Here is a 16,323-nt window from a genome sequence, read left to right as displayed (position 1 = left end):
CAGAGAGGGAGAAACCATCATGTCAGCAATCAGGCAGACCATGAATGAACAAGAATTATCAGCACCGCTGCTGTTTACCCTGGCCGCCGGTGCCGGATTAAGTGTTGCTGCCATTTATTATAGTCAGCCGCTGCTGGGGATCATGGGGAAGCAGTTTAACGCTACCACGGCGCAGTCCGGTCTGATCCCGATGCTGACCCAGATAGGGTATGCGCTGGGTATTCTGTTACTGACGCCGCTGGGCGATCGGTTCGATCGCCGCAAACTGATCGCCCTGAAAGGGCTGATGCTGGTACTGGCATTAGTACTGTGCGGAATTGCCCCCGGGCTGAATTTATTGCTGGTTGCCAGCCTGCTGACCGGCCTTGCCGCCACGGTGGCCCAGGATATCGTTCCGGCCTCGGCGGCGCTGGCACCGGAACAGAGTCGCGGAAAAACGGTGGGAACGGTCATGACCGGACTACTGAGCGGCATATTATTATCACGGGTGGTCAGCGGAGTGATAGGTGAGTATCTGGGCTGGCGCAGTCTGTATTTCCTGGCAGCGTTTTCGGTTTTACTGATTACGCTGGCCTTGTGGCGGAGACTGCCGTCGTTCCGGCCCGCAGCGCCGGTGCCGTGGACAACGCTGATGCGTTCGCTGTGGCATCTGTGGCATGAGCATACGACTCTGCGTCGGGCCGCCATCGCTCAGGGCCTGTTATCGGTGGCCTTCAGCGCTTTCTGGTCAACGCTGGCGTTGATGCTGTATCAGGATTTTCATCTGGACAGTGCGGTTGCCGGGGCGTTCGGACTGGCCGGTGCCGCAGGGGCTTTAGCCGCACCGCTGGCCGGGGGGATGGCCGATAAAATTGGTCCGGCCCGGGTCACTCAGTTGGGGGCAGGTCTGGTGATTGTGGCTTTCGCTATCATGCTACTGATGCCGCTTCTGCCGGCTCACGGACAACTGGGGCTGGTTATCCTGAGTGCGGTGATCTTTGACCTGGGGATCCAGGCCTCGCTGGTGGCCCACCAGACGCTGGTCTTCCGGCTGGTGCCTGAAGCCCGGAGCCGCCTGAATGCCCTGCTGTTTACCGTGGTATTTATCGGTATGGCGGCGGGCTCCGCGCTGGGAAGCCTGGCGCTGACCCACGATGGCTGGAACGGCGTGGTGGTGGTGTCCATTGTGGCCGCGATAGCCGCATTAATCGTCCGTTTATGCAGTCGCCACTTGCATAATTAACGCAGTCGCCGTGGCGGGGTAATCCCGCCGCGGCCTGTTCTCTGCCATTTTTATCCCGCCCGGTCCCGCGTTTATTACTCATAAATGCAAATGCTTATCATTTGATTTACTGTTTGCCGGCCTCAGTGCTACTATGTTCCCTTGTCCCTAATGGCAGAAACGTCCTGCCCCAGCCGGCCCCTTAATGCCTATGAACCGCACACTTTCTGAAACCAGTGAACAGTCATTCTCTGTGGCAGATTTCCTTGAATTCGGTCACCGGTACGCGATTGATTACCGTTTTCCGGTGACGGATGAAAATACGGCGGTGGTGCGCGGAAAGGTAGAGGAATGGCAACTGGCGTCCGGCCTGAATGTCACTCATTCTGACTTACATATCCTCAGGCCTTATGAGTCAACCTCTGCCGGACATTCGCCACTGTTTCTGCTGGTGGTGTTAGAAGGCTGTGTGGATTTACGCCTTAACGGCCGGCCTTTTAAGATCACGGCCGGGACAGTCTTAAGTACCCGGCTAGGGAAACAGGGTATTCTTCACGCCAGTCACCAGAAAGATCAGCGGCTGGTCACTGTCTCGCTGGGCATTAATCCCGCTCAGTTTTCTGTGGACCCGTCGCGGGTGACTCTGCCGGAAAGCTGGCGTAAACACACCTCACCCTGTGCCGTCTGGACGATGCCGGACCATATGATGATCAGCATGCGTTTTGCTATCAGCCGGCAAACACCGGCCATTGCCCGTGAGCTGATGCTGGAGGGACTGATGCTGCAACTACTGGGGCTGACGCTGAATCAGCAGATCAGAAACGGCGTACCGCGGGTGCCTGCATTACCTGACGGGCATTACCGGCTGGAGGCTGTGCGTCAGTTACTGGAGTCCAGTCCGGAACAAAATCATACCCTGGATTCGCTGGCTAAAACGGCGGCAATGAGCAGCAGCAGCCTGCGAACGAAGTTCCGTCAGGCTTATGGTGAATCCGTATTTAATTACCTGCGTGACTGCAGGCTGGCACTGGCCCGGCGTTATCTGTTGCAGGGATACAGCGTGCAACAGGCGGCGTGGATGTCCGGTTATCAGCATGCCACCAACTTTGCGACCGCGTTCCGGCGCCGTTACGGTATAGCCCCCAGCGGCCTGAGCAGCGATCTCTCTTTCCGGGCCTGAAAAAAATGCCTTAAACCTGCCAGTTTTGTCGTTTGCCATACATAAACCGTCACCAGGCATAGCGGCTGACTTCCTGAATACCGCAATAATAGCGCGCGAACAGTCAATAAAAAAATGGTGAAACTCTTTATGGCAAGGCAGATTACGGCAACACATTTCCGGTTACGTCTGTGCGGGCTGGCAGTCAGCTCCGCATTAGCACTCTCCTCCTCGTGGTGCGCAGCGGCGACAGACACGCTGGTGGTGACGGCTGGCGGGGGACAGGATCCCCACAATACCGTCGCACCTTATGTGAATAGTGCAACCAAATCGGCGGTTCCGGAGAGCCGTACGCCGCAAACTATTGATTCGATCAGTCAGCAGGAAATTGCCCTGCGTCATGCGAATTCGCTGAATGAAATCCTGCGTTACGATGCCGGCGTGTCGACGGAATTACGCGGGTCGACCACGTATATGAGCGAATATAAAATCCGTGGTTTTGAGGCTGAGCATGAATATTATGACGGACTGGAACTGCCCTATAACGTTTCCGGCAATACCAAAGCCAACATTGACCCGATCCTGATTGATAAGGTCGATATCCTGAAAGGGCCTTCGTCGGTGCTGTATGGCAATGCCTCACCCGGCGGGCTGGTGAATATTCAGGGTAAAAAGCCTCAGCCAGTACAAAGTACTGACGCTGGCTTTACCACCGGTAACCGCGGCCTGAAAGAAGGGTATATCGATACCACCGGGCCGATTGCCGACAGCGACTGGGACTACCGTCTGATCGCCAAAGGCAGTGAAGGGAATGACCAGGCCGTGACCACGAAACATGAAAGCTATCTGATAGCGCCGTCGGTCAGCTGGCGACCCGATGATCAGACCCGCCTGACACTGGATGCCTTATATCAGAATCAGCCGAGCCTGACACCTTCCAACCCGCTGCCGCTGGCCTATTTACGCAGTGGCTATGCCTCGCGCCGGGCCTATGCCGGTGACCGATGGAATGGTTTCAGACAGCGTGAAGGGATGCTGGGCTACCGTTTTGAACATCAGTTCGACAGTGGCTGGGGCGTGGTTCAGAAGGCACGGTATTTCAGCGTAGACACCCATCAGCAAAGTATTTATGCCACCGGCACCGGCAGCAGTGATACTCAGCTTTCCCGCTTTGGTTACACGACGGATGAAGGGCTGAAAAGTATCAATATCGATAACCAGCTGACCCGGACCGTCCGTCTGGGGGAGTGGCAGCACCATCTTCTGGCAGGGTTTGACTACCAGCATCTTAGCTCGCATATGACCTACCGGTATGGGACTGCCTATCCGGGCATCGATATGTTGAGCCCCGACTACAGCCAGGTGACCAGCGATAATCTGGGTCTGTACACTGCCACTAATGACCGGCTGAGTTTCAACCAGCGCGGCTATTATCTGCAGGACCAGGTGGAATACGGCGCGCTGAATCTGATGGCGAGTCTGCGCTATGACGATTACCAGTCCGCCACCACGGACTATCTGAATGCCGGCAGTCAGCAGGCGATCGATCAGCATAAGGTGAGCAAACGGCTGGGCGCGTTGTATCAGTTCCGCAACGGTATTGCGCCTTACCTCAGTTATTCAGAGGGCTTCCTGCCGGTATCTCCGCAGGGAACGCTGACAGCCAGCCAGGCGAAGGCGACGACCAGTAAACAACTGGAAGGCGGGGTAAAATATTTATTACCTGACTATGCCACCACCGTCACGGCGTCCGTCTTCTCTATCAGAGAGAAAAATGTTCTGACCACGGACTATACCTACACCGCCGCCGGATTACTGAACTACCGCCAGACCGGTGAGGTGCAGTCGAAGGGGGCCGAGGTGAGCCTGGTCAGCCGTCCGCTGGACAATGTCAATATCATTGCGAATTATGCCTATACCCATGCCGTGAATACGAAAGATGCGCTTTATCAGGGTAAACGGGTGACTCAGGTGCCGGAAAACAGCGTAAACCTGTGGGGAGATTACACCTTCACCCGGGGGGCACTGGACGGCTTAATGCTGGGGGCCGGAGTCCGCTATTTCGGTAAAAGCGAGATAACGGCGGATAATTCCCTGCCAGCCACGGGGGGAAATACACAGTATGATGTGGCCGTCAGTTATGACCTGGGGGTGCTGAGCTCATCCCTGAAAGGCCTGACTGTGAAAGCCGGCGCGCAAAATCTGACCAATAAGATGACCTATACCTGCTACAGCAGCAGCTATTGCTGGATAGGTCGTGATCGTACCTGGCAGGCCGGTGTTAACTATCATTTCTGATCCCGGCAGACCCCCGGCGAAGTGATGGTCGCGGGCCCCGTGATGAACGCGGGCGGGGCCCGCCCGGCTTACTGCAGGGCGTATTTTTTCACTTTATCAAACAGTGTACTCTTGGCGATACCCAGCGCTTCGGCGGCCTGGGAGATATTACCGTGATGCTTACTGAGCTCGGAGATGATCAGGTCTTTTTCAAAGTGTTCGACCATCTGTGGCAGGCTCAGTACATGGTCAGAACCATGGCGTCCGGCTTCTCCGGTCATTCCCAGCACGCAACGCTCCGCTTCATTACGCAGTTCACGCACATTGCCGGGCCATGGCCAGGTGAGATAATTCTGCATTTTGACGGTATCGATTTCCGGCAGCTCCCGCCCGAAGGTGGTAGCCGCGACCCCGGCAAAATATTTGAATAACAGCGGAATATCTTCCCGACGCTCACGTAATGGCGGGATGGGTAGCTCAATGACATTCAGTCGGAAATTCAGGTCAGCACGAAATTCCCCCTGCTCAGCCAGTACGCCGAGGTCGGCTTTTGTCGCGCTGATCACCCGGATATCCACGGGAATGGGCTGATTGGCACCCAGCCGCTCGATCTGACGCTCCTGCAGGACACGCAGTAGCTTGATCTGCATCGCCATCGGCATACTTTCGATTTCATCGAGAAACAGCGTGCCACCCTGAGCATACTCAATCTTACCGATACGCTTCTGGGTGGCCCCGGAAAACGCTCCGCGCTCGTGACCAAATATCTCGCTGTCAAACAGGGTCTCCGGCAGGCCACCACAGTTGAGGGCCACGAAGTTACCCGGCCTGCCGCTCAGATCATGAATACAGCGGGCGAGTAACTCTTTTCCTGTGCCGGTTTCACCATGGATCATGACATTGGCCGGGGTGGTGGCGATATTTCTGACCATTTCCCGCAGTTCACACATCGGCTGGGCATGGCCGAGAAAGCGGCTATCCAGATCACTGACATGCGCCAGTTGCTGACGTAATTTAGCCACTTCCAGGGTCAGCTTACGTTTTTCCAGCGCCCGTCTGACCTGCTGGATCAGCACCTGGGGAGAAAAGGGTTTCGGTAAGAAATCATAAGCGCCACTGCGCATGGCCTCTACCGCGGTCAGAATATCGCCATGCCCGGTGATCATGATAATCGGAATGGCTGGATCGCTGGCCTGCATCTGTTGCAGAAAATCCATGCCGCTCAGCCCGGGCAGGCGCAGGTCGGTGATGATGACGCCAGTAAACGCCGGCGGAAGCCTTTTTTTGGCTTCTTCTACCGACCCGGCACCACTGGCAGTGATCCCTTCAATCTCAAGGGACTGAATGCAACTGGTACGGACAGATTCATCATCCTCAATAATTAATACGTCATAGTCAGCCAATGAGATCCTCCTGTTGTTCAGGACTGAGTTGCAATCTGATAGTGAAACGTGCGCCGCCCTGACTCAGGTTGTCCGCACTCAGACTGCCGTGGAAGCTTTTAATAATATCTGCCGAAATGGCTAACCCCAGTCCGAGCCCGGTAGTTGTTTTGGTGGTAAAAAAGGGCTCAAAGATATGTTCAAGAATGTCTTCAGACAGTCCGGGACCATTATCGGTCACTTCAATAATGGCCTCGGAAAAGAAGCGGAATAAACGGACACTGATGGCCGGGGAGTCGCGGTTATCCAGCACATCAATGGCGTTCGCCAGCAGGTTAATCAACACCTGTTCCAGCCGCAGTCCGTTACATTCGGCATAAATCCCGGTCGACTGAAGATCCTTGTGGATGGCGATATGTTTCTTTTCCAGCCGGTGTTTCAGCAACATCAGCACATTGTCGATACACCGGCTCAGCCGGACCTGGCTGATACTCTCATCTGAGGGCCGGGCGAAAGAGCGTAACTGGCCGGTCAGAGAACCAATGCGTTCTACCAGTGCAGTAATACGCAGCAGGTTATCCTGAGTTGCTTGCAGATTACCGCGTTGCAGGAAAATGATCGTATTCTCTGAATAGGCCCGGATAGCCGCCAGAGGCTGGTTAATCTCATGAGCCAGGCCGGCGGATAACTGGCCAATCACCGCCAGTTTCTCGGTACGGATCAGCTCTTTCTGCAGATTCCGCTCCCTTTCCTCAAAGCCGAGCCGTTCACTGATTTCTTTCTCCAGTTCAATATTTTTGTTCTGTAATTCACGGCTTCTTTCGGCGACCAGCACTTCTAACTGGCTGTAGGCATGACGGATCGCGTCATTATTCTCGGCGATTTTCCGCACCAGCTTCATCCGCTGGCTGACCAGATACCCGAAGAAAATGATCGACGTCAGAATACTGTTCAGCAATGCCATACGCAGCCAGACATTGCGGAAGACCGGGGCGGTTGACGTCATGCCGGTTAAGTACATGGACGTGCCGGGAATATCGGCACGGGCGGTAATAAAGGTTTCGCCACGGACGGACAGTAACCGGATATTGCCACCGCGGGTACTCTCGCGGATATCCTGCAGCGGGGTAATTTTATATCCCCCGAACTGACGGGTATCTTCCACCGCCCGCAGAGAATCGGCGCCGGTTTCGGTAAAGGTATGATACTTCCAGCCCGGAATATTGGAGGAGATAATAATCCCGGCAGCATCGGAGAGAGCCAGCGGCTCGCTGAGGGGAGCATCCGGAACAAACAGATGATCCATATTAATTTTTAATGCCAGTAGCCCGATATTTTTCCCCGCAGCTGACATGCGGGTCGAAAGATAATAGCCTGGCATATTTTCTGTGGTCCCGACGGCATAAAAGGCCATCACCTGTCCGGTAACTGCCTGACTGAAATAGGGACGGAAAGTAATATCATGGCCGCGCAAGGCATTCGGGCCGGAAGTCTGTTCCGAGGCGACGATGATCCCGGCCTGAGAGGCAAGAAAGACCTGGTCCGCGCCAATCGCATGACTGATATTTTTCAGTTTCTGGCTGATATCTGCATAGGGATAATTTTGCGGGGACAGCAGATAGTTTTGCAGATCACTATCCATTGCCAGCGTCAGGGGCAGGTAACGGTATTTATCGAGGTTACGCTCGAAGGTATTAATTTTACGCTGAAGACTGCGGTGAATATCGGATTGTGCCTGACCCAGTAACCGGGGAACGAAATAGTGATAGCTGATCAGGTTGATGATGAAAACAAAGAAGATAAGACAGACTGCCAGTAGCAGACTTTTACGGGAGAAATTAAAAAAACTATTACCTGGCGATGTAGTGTTTTCTTCCTGAACCATGACCTCTTGTCCTGCATCTTTTATTTTTTGCCGGCTCCGACCGCCGGACAGAGACCGGCGGTCGGGAACTGAGGAGTGTTTCAGATATCCCGGATGACTGTCAGTATATATTGAGTAATACGATGGTCAGCACAGCCATGACCAGACGCGATACGGCGTATCCGACGGTATATCCGATAGCGGGTACGGAGCTTTTCGCTGCATCCTGAATCGCCCCTAATGCCGCGGTGGTTGAACGTGCACCGGCACAGACACCGAACAGGATCCCCGGATGGAAACGGAACACGTAGCGTCCTAATAACAGCCCTACAATCAGTGGAACCATTGTAACAATAATCCCACAGATAAATAAGGGGAGTCCGTAATGTTTCAGTCCGCCGATAAAGCCGGATGCGGCATTGATACCGACGATGGCAATAAATCCGTTCAGGCCGAGATTGTTTAACAACCAGATAGCCGGGTTCGCGATTTTACCGAAGGTGCGTTTGACGGAGCGGATATAACCACAGATCACCCCGGCGACGATGGCACCGACATTGGTTCCCAGGCTCAGAGGGATACCCCCCACATGGATGGTGATGGCACCCACCAGACAACCGATGGCAATCCCCGCACACATAAACATTAAGTCTGAAGTGTTACCGTTACGGTCAGCGTAGCCGGTTTTCGCCGCCAGAGCGGCCACATCCTTACCTTCACCTTTGACGGTCAGCACATCACCGGTTTTTAACGGTCTGTCCATATCCAGGGGCAGCGTTTCGTCCGCACGAGTCATGGATAACAGGAAGATACCGTGGCCCGGGCGATTAAACTCGCTGTACACCAGGTCGCCCAGCGTTCTGCCACGGGTGGCGGCTTTACTCAGGACAATATCGACTTTTTCGGTAGCAAAATTCAGTAAGTTAACGTCGGCACTTTCCGGTCCGATTAATGACTGGCTGGCAACGATATCTTCCAGGCGGCCGGAGGCAATAATCTCTGCACCTTCAGTCAGCAGGGTATCGGCTTCACACTGGGTGACCGCACCTTCCGGTTGTGTACGGATACGACGGATAAAGACTTTGTGACCCAGCATGTCTTCGGCTTCTGCGACAGTTTTACCCACGAAATCCGGGTTTCTGACATTCAGTGCGCGGGCGACATGGCTGATGTAGGCAGAATCTTTCACTTCCTGCGGACCACCGTGGGTTTTTTCATAGTCCCGGCAGGCCTGAGGCAGATCGATTTTCATCAGTTTCGGACCCAGCGTCGCCAGGAACCAGGCTGAACCTGCGGTACCGAACGGATAGGTGACCGCGTAGGCTACAGGCAATAATGCGGCAGCGGCGGCGGCATTCTGAGACATCACGCTGGAGGCGACGCCCAGTACGGTAGAGTTGGTATACCCGCCGGATAACAACCCTGCGGTCAGTGCAGTGTCATAATGGAAGATTTTACCCAGCACTAACGCGGTGCCCAGGCCGGATAAGCAGATAATAACGGTGAAAATAACCTGAGGTAATCCGTCGCTTTTTAAGGCACGGATAAATTCAGGGCCAACGGCATAACCGACGGCAAATAAAAACATATCAAAGAAGGTGGATTGCATGACCGGAGAAATATGCAGACCCAACTGACCAATCAGCAGGCCGGCAATTAATGTACTGGTGACCACGCCGAGACTAAATTTTTTAATTGTAAATGTGCCGAACCATGCCCCTAATGCCAGAGTCAGATATATCGCTATATCCGGATTCTCACGCAGAGTGGAAATAAAGAAGTTCATGATTTTCTCCTGAAGGAAAAAAGCGGGGCGGCTCGCGCCCCGAAAAGACTATCCCTGAAATCAATCTGAATGAGTAATTAGTACTGCGGTTTATAGAGTTTTTCTTCGATCCAGCTGCGGATATTTTCCGGACGTTCAGCCTGCGCCAGGCCATTGTCGAACATATATTCGGCAATTTTCACAGCGGTAGTAATTTCTGTTTCCAGAATGTTGTGCTGGCTTGGGTAGAGCATGCCTTTTTTCTGCATTTCAGGAGTGACCTGATTTGCGGTGGCGTGGGCTGCCACAATAAAGCACTCGTCGTCTAACAGCAGTGGGCGGGCAGCATAAGTTGCCAGGCCAATCGCAGGATAGATGTAGAAGTTGTTGGCCTGACCAGGCAGGAAGGTTTTACCGTTCATATCAAATTCAGGGAACTGAACACCGGCGGCAAACAGCGCTTTACCTTTTGACCAGGTATACGCTTGCTCTGCGGTACATTCGACTTTACTGGTTGGGTTGGACAGGGCAAAAATAATCGGACGTTCATTAATTTCACTCATTTTTTCAACCACCGCCTGAGTAAAGGCACCGGCACTGGTACTGACGCCAAACAGAATAGTCGGTTTAAAATCATCGATGACTTTAACCAAATCCCGGGTAGGCTCGGCATTCAGTGCAAATTTCTGTTGTTCAGGGCTCAGATCGTCACGGGAAGTTTCAATCAGACCATTGATGTCCATGTAAGCCACACGGGAGCGGGCTTCTTCTTCAGATAAGCCAAGGTCGCGCAGTTCTGAACAGATTAGTTTACCGATACCGATACCGGCAGAACCTGCTCCGTAGAACAGAATGCGTTGTTCTTTCAGGTCGCCGCCTGTGATATTCATGGCACTGAAAACACCGGCTAATGCGACGCTGGCAGTTCCCTGAATATCATCGTTGTAGCACAGGACTTTATCTTTGTAGCGATCCAGGTAACGGATAGCATCGGTGCCTTTCCAGTCTTCGAAATGGATACAGCAGCCAGGGAAGACAGTCTGTACGGCCTGAACAAATTCTTCGGTCAGTTCATTCAGTTCTTCTTCGCTCACCGGCGCTTCACGGGTACCCAGATACAGCGGATCGTTACGCAGTTTTTCGTTAGTGGTACCGATATCGAAGAGTACCGGCAGCAGGCAGTCTGGTGGTACCGCCGCACAGGCAGTGTACAGCTGCAGTTTACCGATAGGGATACCCATACCGTTCGCACCGATATCACCCAGACCCAGAATACGACCGCCGGTAGAGACACAGATAAAGCGGACGTCTTTGACCGGCCAGTTTTTCAGGACTTCAGCCATACGGCCTTTCATGTGACGGGTGATATACATACCGCGTGGACGACGGTAAATGTGACCGAACTCCAGGCAGGCATCTGCAACGATTGGATCGTACAGGATAGGAATGAAGCGCATAGGATCTGACATGACGGTTTTATAGAAAACCACTTCGTTGCGTTCTTCCAGGCCAATCAGATAGATGTAGCGTTCCAGATCATCCTTTTTGCTGTCCAGGTGATTAAGTACACGCTGTACCTGCAGATCCAGAGACTCGACAGAAGGAGGTAACAGGCCTTCCAGTTTGTTGTTTTTACGTTCCTGGTCGCTAAAGGCAGTCCCTTTATTGTTGGCTGCACAGTGCAGTAATTCGAGACCTGAAAGGGTAGTGGTTTCCATTGTCATGATATAGCTCCTGTAGATAAGGAATAAATCAATTAAGTAACTTGCTCGCTAATACTTATTGCAATGGGTGTGCCAGTTTTTAATTAAAATTATCCTTATGAAAATAAAGGTTTTTTTATTTCTGGCTTTTTAAGGGCGTGCGGAATTCCGGATATAGGCAAGTAAATCCGGCTGGATTCCCGACCGGGAATAATTTTTGTACTGACCTGAGGGTTAAATGAATGTAGCCGGAAGGCCGCAGAGGTTAAATAAGAGGTGGCGTTTTTTAGCATTTTTTTAAGTTTACGTCCTGTCCGGAAAAATAGCGTTACTTTGAGTTTCATCTGAACGGTCGTATTGATTCCGGCGGCGAAGCTGCGGAATAAAAATTTGTTGCGCAATGACGGCTTTGTGAACACCCGCCGGTGGCCGCCGTACTTCCGGCCGTCTGTCTGCGCCGGTTTTGTCCGGTTTTCCGTCCCGCGTCGGTTGCCGGTCCGGGGGAACGGTCGTATCAGCGGATTTCCGGTCAGCCGGAAGGTTGCGGGCGTCTGAAGACACTGTACTTATAGAGAAGAAGAAGGCGCGGAAAACGGACGAACACCCCGGTGCGCCCCGCCGGGCGCGGAACATGCAATGGCACAAAAATTAATGACCCGTAATATTCATCTCTGTTGTAATCATTCCCTGTTAAGCCCTGCGGCTTTCTGTGACCGGCTGCCGGGTGGAAAGCATGCCGGGCAGCCCGATACCGGTTCCCGGGGGGATCAATACAGATACCGTGGAGTGCCTGCCGGGGATGCCGGGAATGAAAATGGGCACAAACCATTTTCCGGTGACGGACCTGCCCGCGAATGGGGGGCCGGCTTCCGGTCTTTTTTATAACGGCCCTGTGGATCATACAGAGGGGTATTTCACCGGGTTATCCTCTTTCTGCCGTGAATAAAGCGTTAAAGGAGTCAGAAGTAATGAAAATGAGCACGTCAAAGACACGGGCTAAACATATTCGTTTTCCGCATCAGATGCTCAGCGATATTCAGGAGTCGCTGAAACAAGAGAGCAGTGAGAACTTTTCCGCCTGGGTGATTGAAGCCTGTCGCATCAGACTCAGAAAACGTCACTGACAGACAGTCCGGTGTCCCGGACAATAGCTATTGTGGGCCCTGACGGGGCCTTTTTTATCTCTGTGGTTCACCGTCCGGCACGGTGAATGGGTGCTGAAAGCCCCCTGCGACTACTCGTCTTTACTGACCAGCCTTTAGTTACTTCGCCCGCCTCTTATCTGCTGCCGGCCGGTCATCCCGGACACTCTGCGACCGGCCGGGCGGTGTTCTGATGTGGCTCACAAAATCCTCCCTGCAGATCCCGAAAACATGATTCACCTCGCTTTTCAGTACTAAAGTTACATTAATGTTAAATTATGTTGCTACTTTATTTCTATTGTCTCTGTGTGAGACAAAATATTTCTGAATGCCAGGCACGGAGTTCCTGATAAATAGCGGAACCTGATGGCAGGTAGCCAGAGGCGGAAGTTCTGATAAGTCATTGAGCAATGACGGGGGGTAGCACTGTGTTAACCATACTGGGCTTTGCGATGGTTGTCTGCTTTATGTATCTGATCATGACCAAACGGATGTCGGCGCTGATTGCTCTGATCATTGTACCCACAGTCTTTGCCCTGGCGGGCGGCTTTTATCACGGGCTGGGCGAGATGATGCTCAGTGGTGTGAAGGCGCTGGCACCGACCGGGGTGATGCTGACCTTTTCTATCCTCTACTTCGGTCTGATGATCGATGCCGGTCTGTTCGATCCGCTGGTACGTTTTATCCTGAAAATCGTTCGCGGGGATCCTCTCAGGGTGCTGATGGGGACCGCGATCCTGACGTTGCTGGTGTCGCTGGACGGTGACAGTTCTACCACCTATATGATAGCGATTGCCGCGTTTCTTCCGCTGTACCGTAAACTGGGTATGAATATTCTGGCGATGACCTGTCTGGTCAACCTGGCCAGCGGTATTATGAACCTCTCCCCCTGGGGCGGGCCGACAGCCCGTGCTGCTGCCGCGTTACGGATTGATGCACTGGATATTTTTATTCCGATGATCCCGGCGATGTTACTGGCTTGTGTGACCCTGGTGGGTGTGGCCGTCTGGTTCGGCCTCCGTGAACGGCGCAGACTGGGCGTACTCCGGGCCACGGCCGATGACCATGACCCGGGGGCGATCAGTCTGGGGGCAGGCGATGAGAAGGAGTGCGAGGCAAACCGTCGCCCGAAAATGTTCTGGCCAAACTTTATTCTGACGACTGTCTTACTTGTACTGCTGGTGGTAGGAGCATTACCGATTCAAATCCTGTTTATGCTGGCCTTTGCCGTTGCCGCGATGCTGAATTATCCGTCCCTGAGTCAGCAGAAAGAACGGATCGGTGCACATGCCGGGAACGTGCTGGCGGTTACCTCATTAATCTTTGCTGCCGGCATTTTTACCGGCATCCTGTCCGGTACCGGAATGGTGGATGCGATGGCGAAAAGTTTGCTGGCCGTCATTCCTCACAGTTTCGGTCCGTATCTGGCGATATTCACGGCTATCGTCAGCCTGCCGTTTACCTTTTTTATGTCTAATGATGCGTTCTATTTCGGGATCTTACCGGTCATCGCGCAGACGGCCGCAGGCTATGGGATTTCTCCGGCAGAGATCGCCCGGGCTTCCATTGTCGGTCAGCCGTTCCATCTGCTGAGCCCGCTGGTTCCCTCACTCTATCTGCTGGTGGGACTGGCGAAAGTGGATATCGGTGATCATCAACGGTTTTCGATCAAATGGGGGATCTTTATCAGCCTCGCGTTATTGATCGGCGGGATCCTGTTCGGGGCGATCCCTGTCTACCGCTAACCAGGCGGACGATCGTTGCCCGGAAGGCCGTCATACCGTGATCCTATCGTCACGGGCAGTGCAGGCTGGCATCTTTCGCAAAGGGCCAGCCTGCTGCGTCTCCCGGCCGGGCAGGGCGTAAGCATGAAACGGGCCGGTATGCCTGTCATTACCGATACCAGGCCCCGGAAAAGCGGCCCTCCGGCCGGGCAGGTGCGGGGAGCGGGTGGGGGATGGAGAGCGAAGGTTGCGTTATCACGGTCGGGGAGGTCATCCGTTTTTCCTATAGGTTAGTTTTTTGATAACCAAAGGTTCAGTAATCGGGATTTAACTTACCTGACCCCTGACTGCACACTGTTCCTTATCACTTTTATGGGGAATGACTATGTCTGAATCTATCGATACTTCCGGCCTTAATTTGCAGTCGCACTGGATGCCATTCAGTGCCAACCGTAACTTCCGGCGCGACCCCCGCTTTATCGTTTCCGCAAAAGACCGCTGGCTGACGGATGATAAAGGACGCCAGTTATTCGATAGTCTGTCGGGGCTGTGGACCTGCGGCGCAGGTCATTGCCGGAGTGAAATCCAGACCGCGGTGGCTAAGCAACTGGGTTCGCTGGATTATGCACCGGCCTTCCAGTATGCCCATCCGTTCTCATTTCAGCTGGCAGAAAAGATAGCGCAACGTATGCCGGGCGATCTCAACCATGTCTTTTTTACCGGTTCGGGGTCGGAGTCCGCCGATACGGCGGTCAAAATGGCCCGCGGCTACTGGCGTGCGAAGGGATTGCCGGCAAAAACCAAATTTATCGGCCGTGCCCGGGGATATCACGGGGTAAATATTGCCGGCACCAGCCTGGGCGGCATTGGCGGTAACCGTAAAATGTTCGGGCAGTTTATGGATGTGGATCATCTACCCCACACATTGCAGACAGATCTGGCCTTTACCCCGGGACAAGCCCCCACCGGCGGGACAGAACTGGCCAATGAGATGCTGAAACTGATTGAGTTACATGATGCGTCTAACATTGCGGCGGTGATTGTAGAGCCGCTTTCCGGTTCTGCGGGGGCGATCATCCCGCCACAGGGCTATCTGCAGCGGCTGAGAGAAATTTGTGACCAGCATAATATTCTGCTGATATTTGATGAGGTGATCACCGGTTTCGGGCGTATGGGCCGCTGGACAGGGGCCGAATACTTTGGTGTGACACCGGATATCCTGAACTTCGCGAAACAGATCACTAATGGTGCGATCCCGATGGGCGGTGTGGTTGCCCGCAGCGAAATCTATCAGACTTATATGTCACAGCCGTTGCCGGAACATGCGGTTGAATTCGGTCACGGTTATACCTATTCCGGGCATCCTGTTGCCTGTGCTGCCGGGCTGGCCACCCTGGATCTGCTGGAAAAAGACGACCTGATCAGCCGCTCAGCGGAGCTGGCGCCGGTATTTGAGAAAACACTGCACAGCCTGCGTGATTGTCCGAATGTCGTGGATATCCGTAACTGCGGGCTGGTGGGTGCCATTCAGCTGGCTCCCCGCGACGGCGATGCCGCGATCCGGCCTTTTGATGCCGGGATGGCACTCTGGAAAGCCGGTTTTTATGTCCGTTTTGGCGGAGATACGCTGCAATTCGGGCCGATGTTCAGCACGCAGCCTGAAGAGCTGGATCGGCTGTTTGATGCGGTGGGAGAATCCCTGCACGGGATTGACTAAGAACTGTCGCAGAACACAGAAAAGTCTTTCGGCCGGGCCTGTGCCCGGCTTTTTGATCGCGCTGGCCGGTCAGAAAGGAACGGGCGTTCAGAGGTATCATCCTGCCCGCCCTGACCCGGATAGGGGGGCATCTATCGGGGATAACTTCCCGCAGTTTGCCCGTGGCATAGGACGGAATGGCAATGTTTTCGGGCTGTCGGGCGATCCGTCAAAACCGTATTTTTCAGGAGGTGATAACCGATTAAAAGTCCGGGCTCTGATTTTCCTGCTGAAGCCGCTCTTCAGGCGATATTCGGGGGCAGTCCGGCGGCGCCAGACCTGCTCTGGCTCAAGGGCGGTAACCTGGTCAGAGCCGGATTTCAGCAGATTAGGATGCCGGTAAAAGCGAT

The 16,323-nt window shown here is 53.8% G+C and carries 10 protein-coding genes; 6 read left to right on the top strand and 4 right to left on the bottom strand.

What is annotated here, in order from left to right:
- The first annotated feature begins 19 nt into the window (after positions 1–19).
- The 3 genes from JK223_RS13855 (at position 20) to JK223_RS13845 (ending at position 4,658) form a co-directional block, all read left to right on the top strand.
- Complete coding sequence (locus JK223_RS13855) at positions 20–1,222, top strand: MFS transporter (protein ID WP_212714758.1); 1,203 nt, start codon at positions 20–22, stop codon at positions 1,220–1,222.
- 184 nt (positions 1,223–1,406) lie between these two features.
- Positions 1,407–2,381 (top strand): AraC family transcriptional regulator, encoded by a 975-nt coding sequence (locus JK223_RS13850; RefSeq protein WP_249213627.1) that lies wholly within the window; start codon positions 1,407–1,409, stop codon positions 2,379–2,381.
- A 129-nt stretch (positions 2,382–2,510) separates the two neighbouring features.
- Positions 2,511–4,658, top strand: coding sequence for a TonB-dependent siderophore receptor (locus JK223_RS13845; RefSeq protein WP_212714757.1), 2,148 nt, complete (start codon positions 2,511–2,513; stop codon positions 4,656–4,658).
- A 68-nt stretch (positions 4,659–4,726) separates the two neighbouring features.
- Here the strand turns inward: JK223_RS13845 and JK223_RS13840 are convergent, their stop codons facing one another.
- From JK223_RS13840 to JK223_RS13825, 4 genes are all read right to left on the bottom strand, one after another.
- Entirely contained in the window at positions 4,727–6,040 is a 1,314-nt protein-coding gene (locus tag JK223_RS13840; protein ID WP_249213626.1) for a sigma-54 dependent transcriptional regulator, read from the bottom strand.
- The gene (locus tag JK223_RS13835) at positions 6,033–7,904 is read right to left on the bottom strand and encodes an ATP-binding protein (protein ID WP_212714756.1); all 1,872 of its coding nucleotides are present in this window, start codon (positions 7,902–7,904) and stop codon (positions 6,033–6,035) included. Before JK223_RS13835 ends, JK223_RS13840 begins: the two co-directional genes overlap by 8 nt.
- 100 nt (positions 7,905–8,004) lie before the next feature.
- Positions 8,005–9,669 (bottom strand): aspartate:alanine exchanger family transporter, encoded by a 1,665-nt coding sequence (locus tag JK223_RS13830; protein WP_212714755.1) that lies wholly within the window; start codon positions 9,667–9,669, stop codon positions 8,005–8,007.
- 77 nt (positions 9,670–9,746) lie between these two features.
- Positions 9,747–11,372, bottom strand: coding sequence for an NAD-dependent malic enzyme (locus tag JK223_RS13825; protein ID WP_212714754.1), 1,626 nt, complete (start codon positions 11,370–11,372; stop codon positions 9,747–9,749).
- Positions 11,373–12,319: 947 nt separating this feature from the next.
- On the opposite strand from JK223_RS13825, the gene JK223_RS13820 reads away from it, so the two are divergent.
- The 3 genes from JK223_RS13820 (at position 12,320) to JK223_RS13810 (ending at position 15,934) form a co-directional block, all read left to right on the top strand.
- Entirely contained in the window at positions 12,320–12,475 is a 156-nt protein-coding gene (locus JK223_RS13820; protein WP_212714753.1) for a YlcI/YnfO family protein, read from the top strand.
- A 446-nt stretch (positions 12,476–12,921) separates the two neighbouring features.
- A complete protein-coding gene (locus JK223_RS13815) occupies positions 12,922–14,238 on the top strand; it encodes a CitMHS family transporter (protein WP_212714752.1) in 1,317 nt (438 codons plus the stop codon).
- A 364-nt stretch (positions 14,239–14,602) separates the two neighbouring features.
- Positions 14,603–15,934 carry an aspartate aminotransferase family protein gene (locus JK223_RS13810; RefSeq protein WP_212714751.1) on the top strand — a complete coding sequence of 444 codons (1,332 nt, stop codon included), beginning with the start codon at positions 14,603–14,605 and terminating at the stop codon, positions 15,932–15,934.
- Positions 15,935–16,323 lie beyond the last annotated feature (389 nt).

The organism is Tatumella sp. JGM118, assembly GCF_018257515.1.
GTDB lineage: Bacteria > Pseudomonadota > Gammaproteobacteria > Enterobacterales > Enterobacteriaceae > Tatumella > Tatumella terrea.
Note: the sequence above shows the minus strand (reverse complement) of the source record. Positions and strands in the feature narration are given on the sequence as shown.

Bases quoted from the DNA above. Each gene is read 5' to 3' on its own strand.
- JK223_RS13835 (WP_212714756.1), bottom strand. From the start codon at position 7,904: ATGGTTCAGGAAGAAAACACTACATCGCCAGGTAATAGTTTTTTTAAT.
- JK223_RS13830 (WP_212714755.1), bottom strand. From the start codon at position 9,669: ATGAACTTCTTTATTTCCACTCTGCGTGAGAATCCGGATATAGCGATA.
- JK223_RS13825 (WP_212714754.1), bottom strand. From the start codon at position 11,372: ATGACAATGGAAACCACTACCCTTTCAGGTCTCGAATTACTGCACTGT.
- JK223_RS13810 (WP_212714751.1), top strand. From the start codon at position 14,603: ATGTCTGAATCTATCGATACTTCCGGCCTTAATTTGCAGTCGCACTGG.
- JK223_RS13850 (WP_249213627.1), top strand. From the start codon at position 1,407: ATGCCTATGAACCGCACACTTTCTGAAACCAGTGAACAGTCATTCTCT.
- JK223_RS13820 (WP_212714753.1), top strand. From the start codon at position 12,320: ATGAAAATGAGCACGTCAAAGACACGGGCTAAACATATTCGTTTTCCG.
- JK223_RS13845 (WP_212714757.1), top strand. From the start codon at position 2,511: ATGGCAAGGCAGATTACGGCAACACATTTCCGGTTACGTCTGTGCGGG.
- JK223_RS13855 (WP_212714758.1), top strand. From the start codon at position 20: ATGTCAGCAATCAGGCAGACCATGAATGAACAAGAATTATCAGCACCG.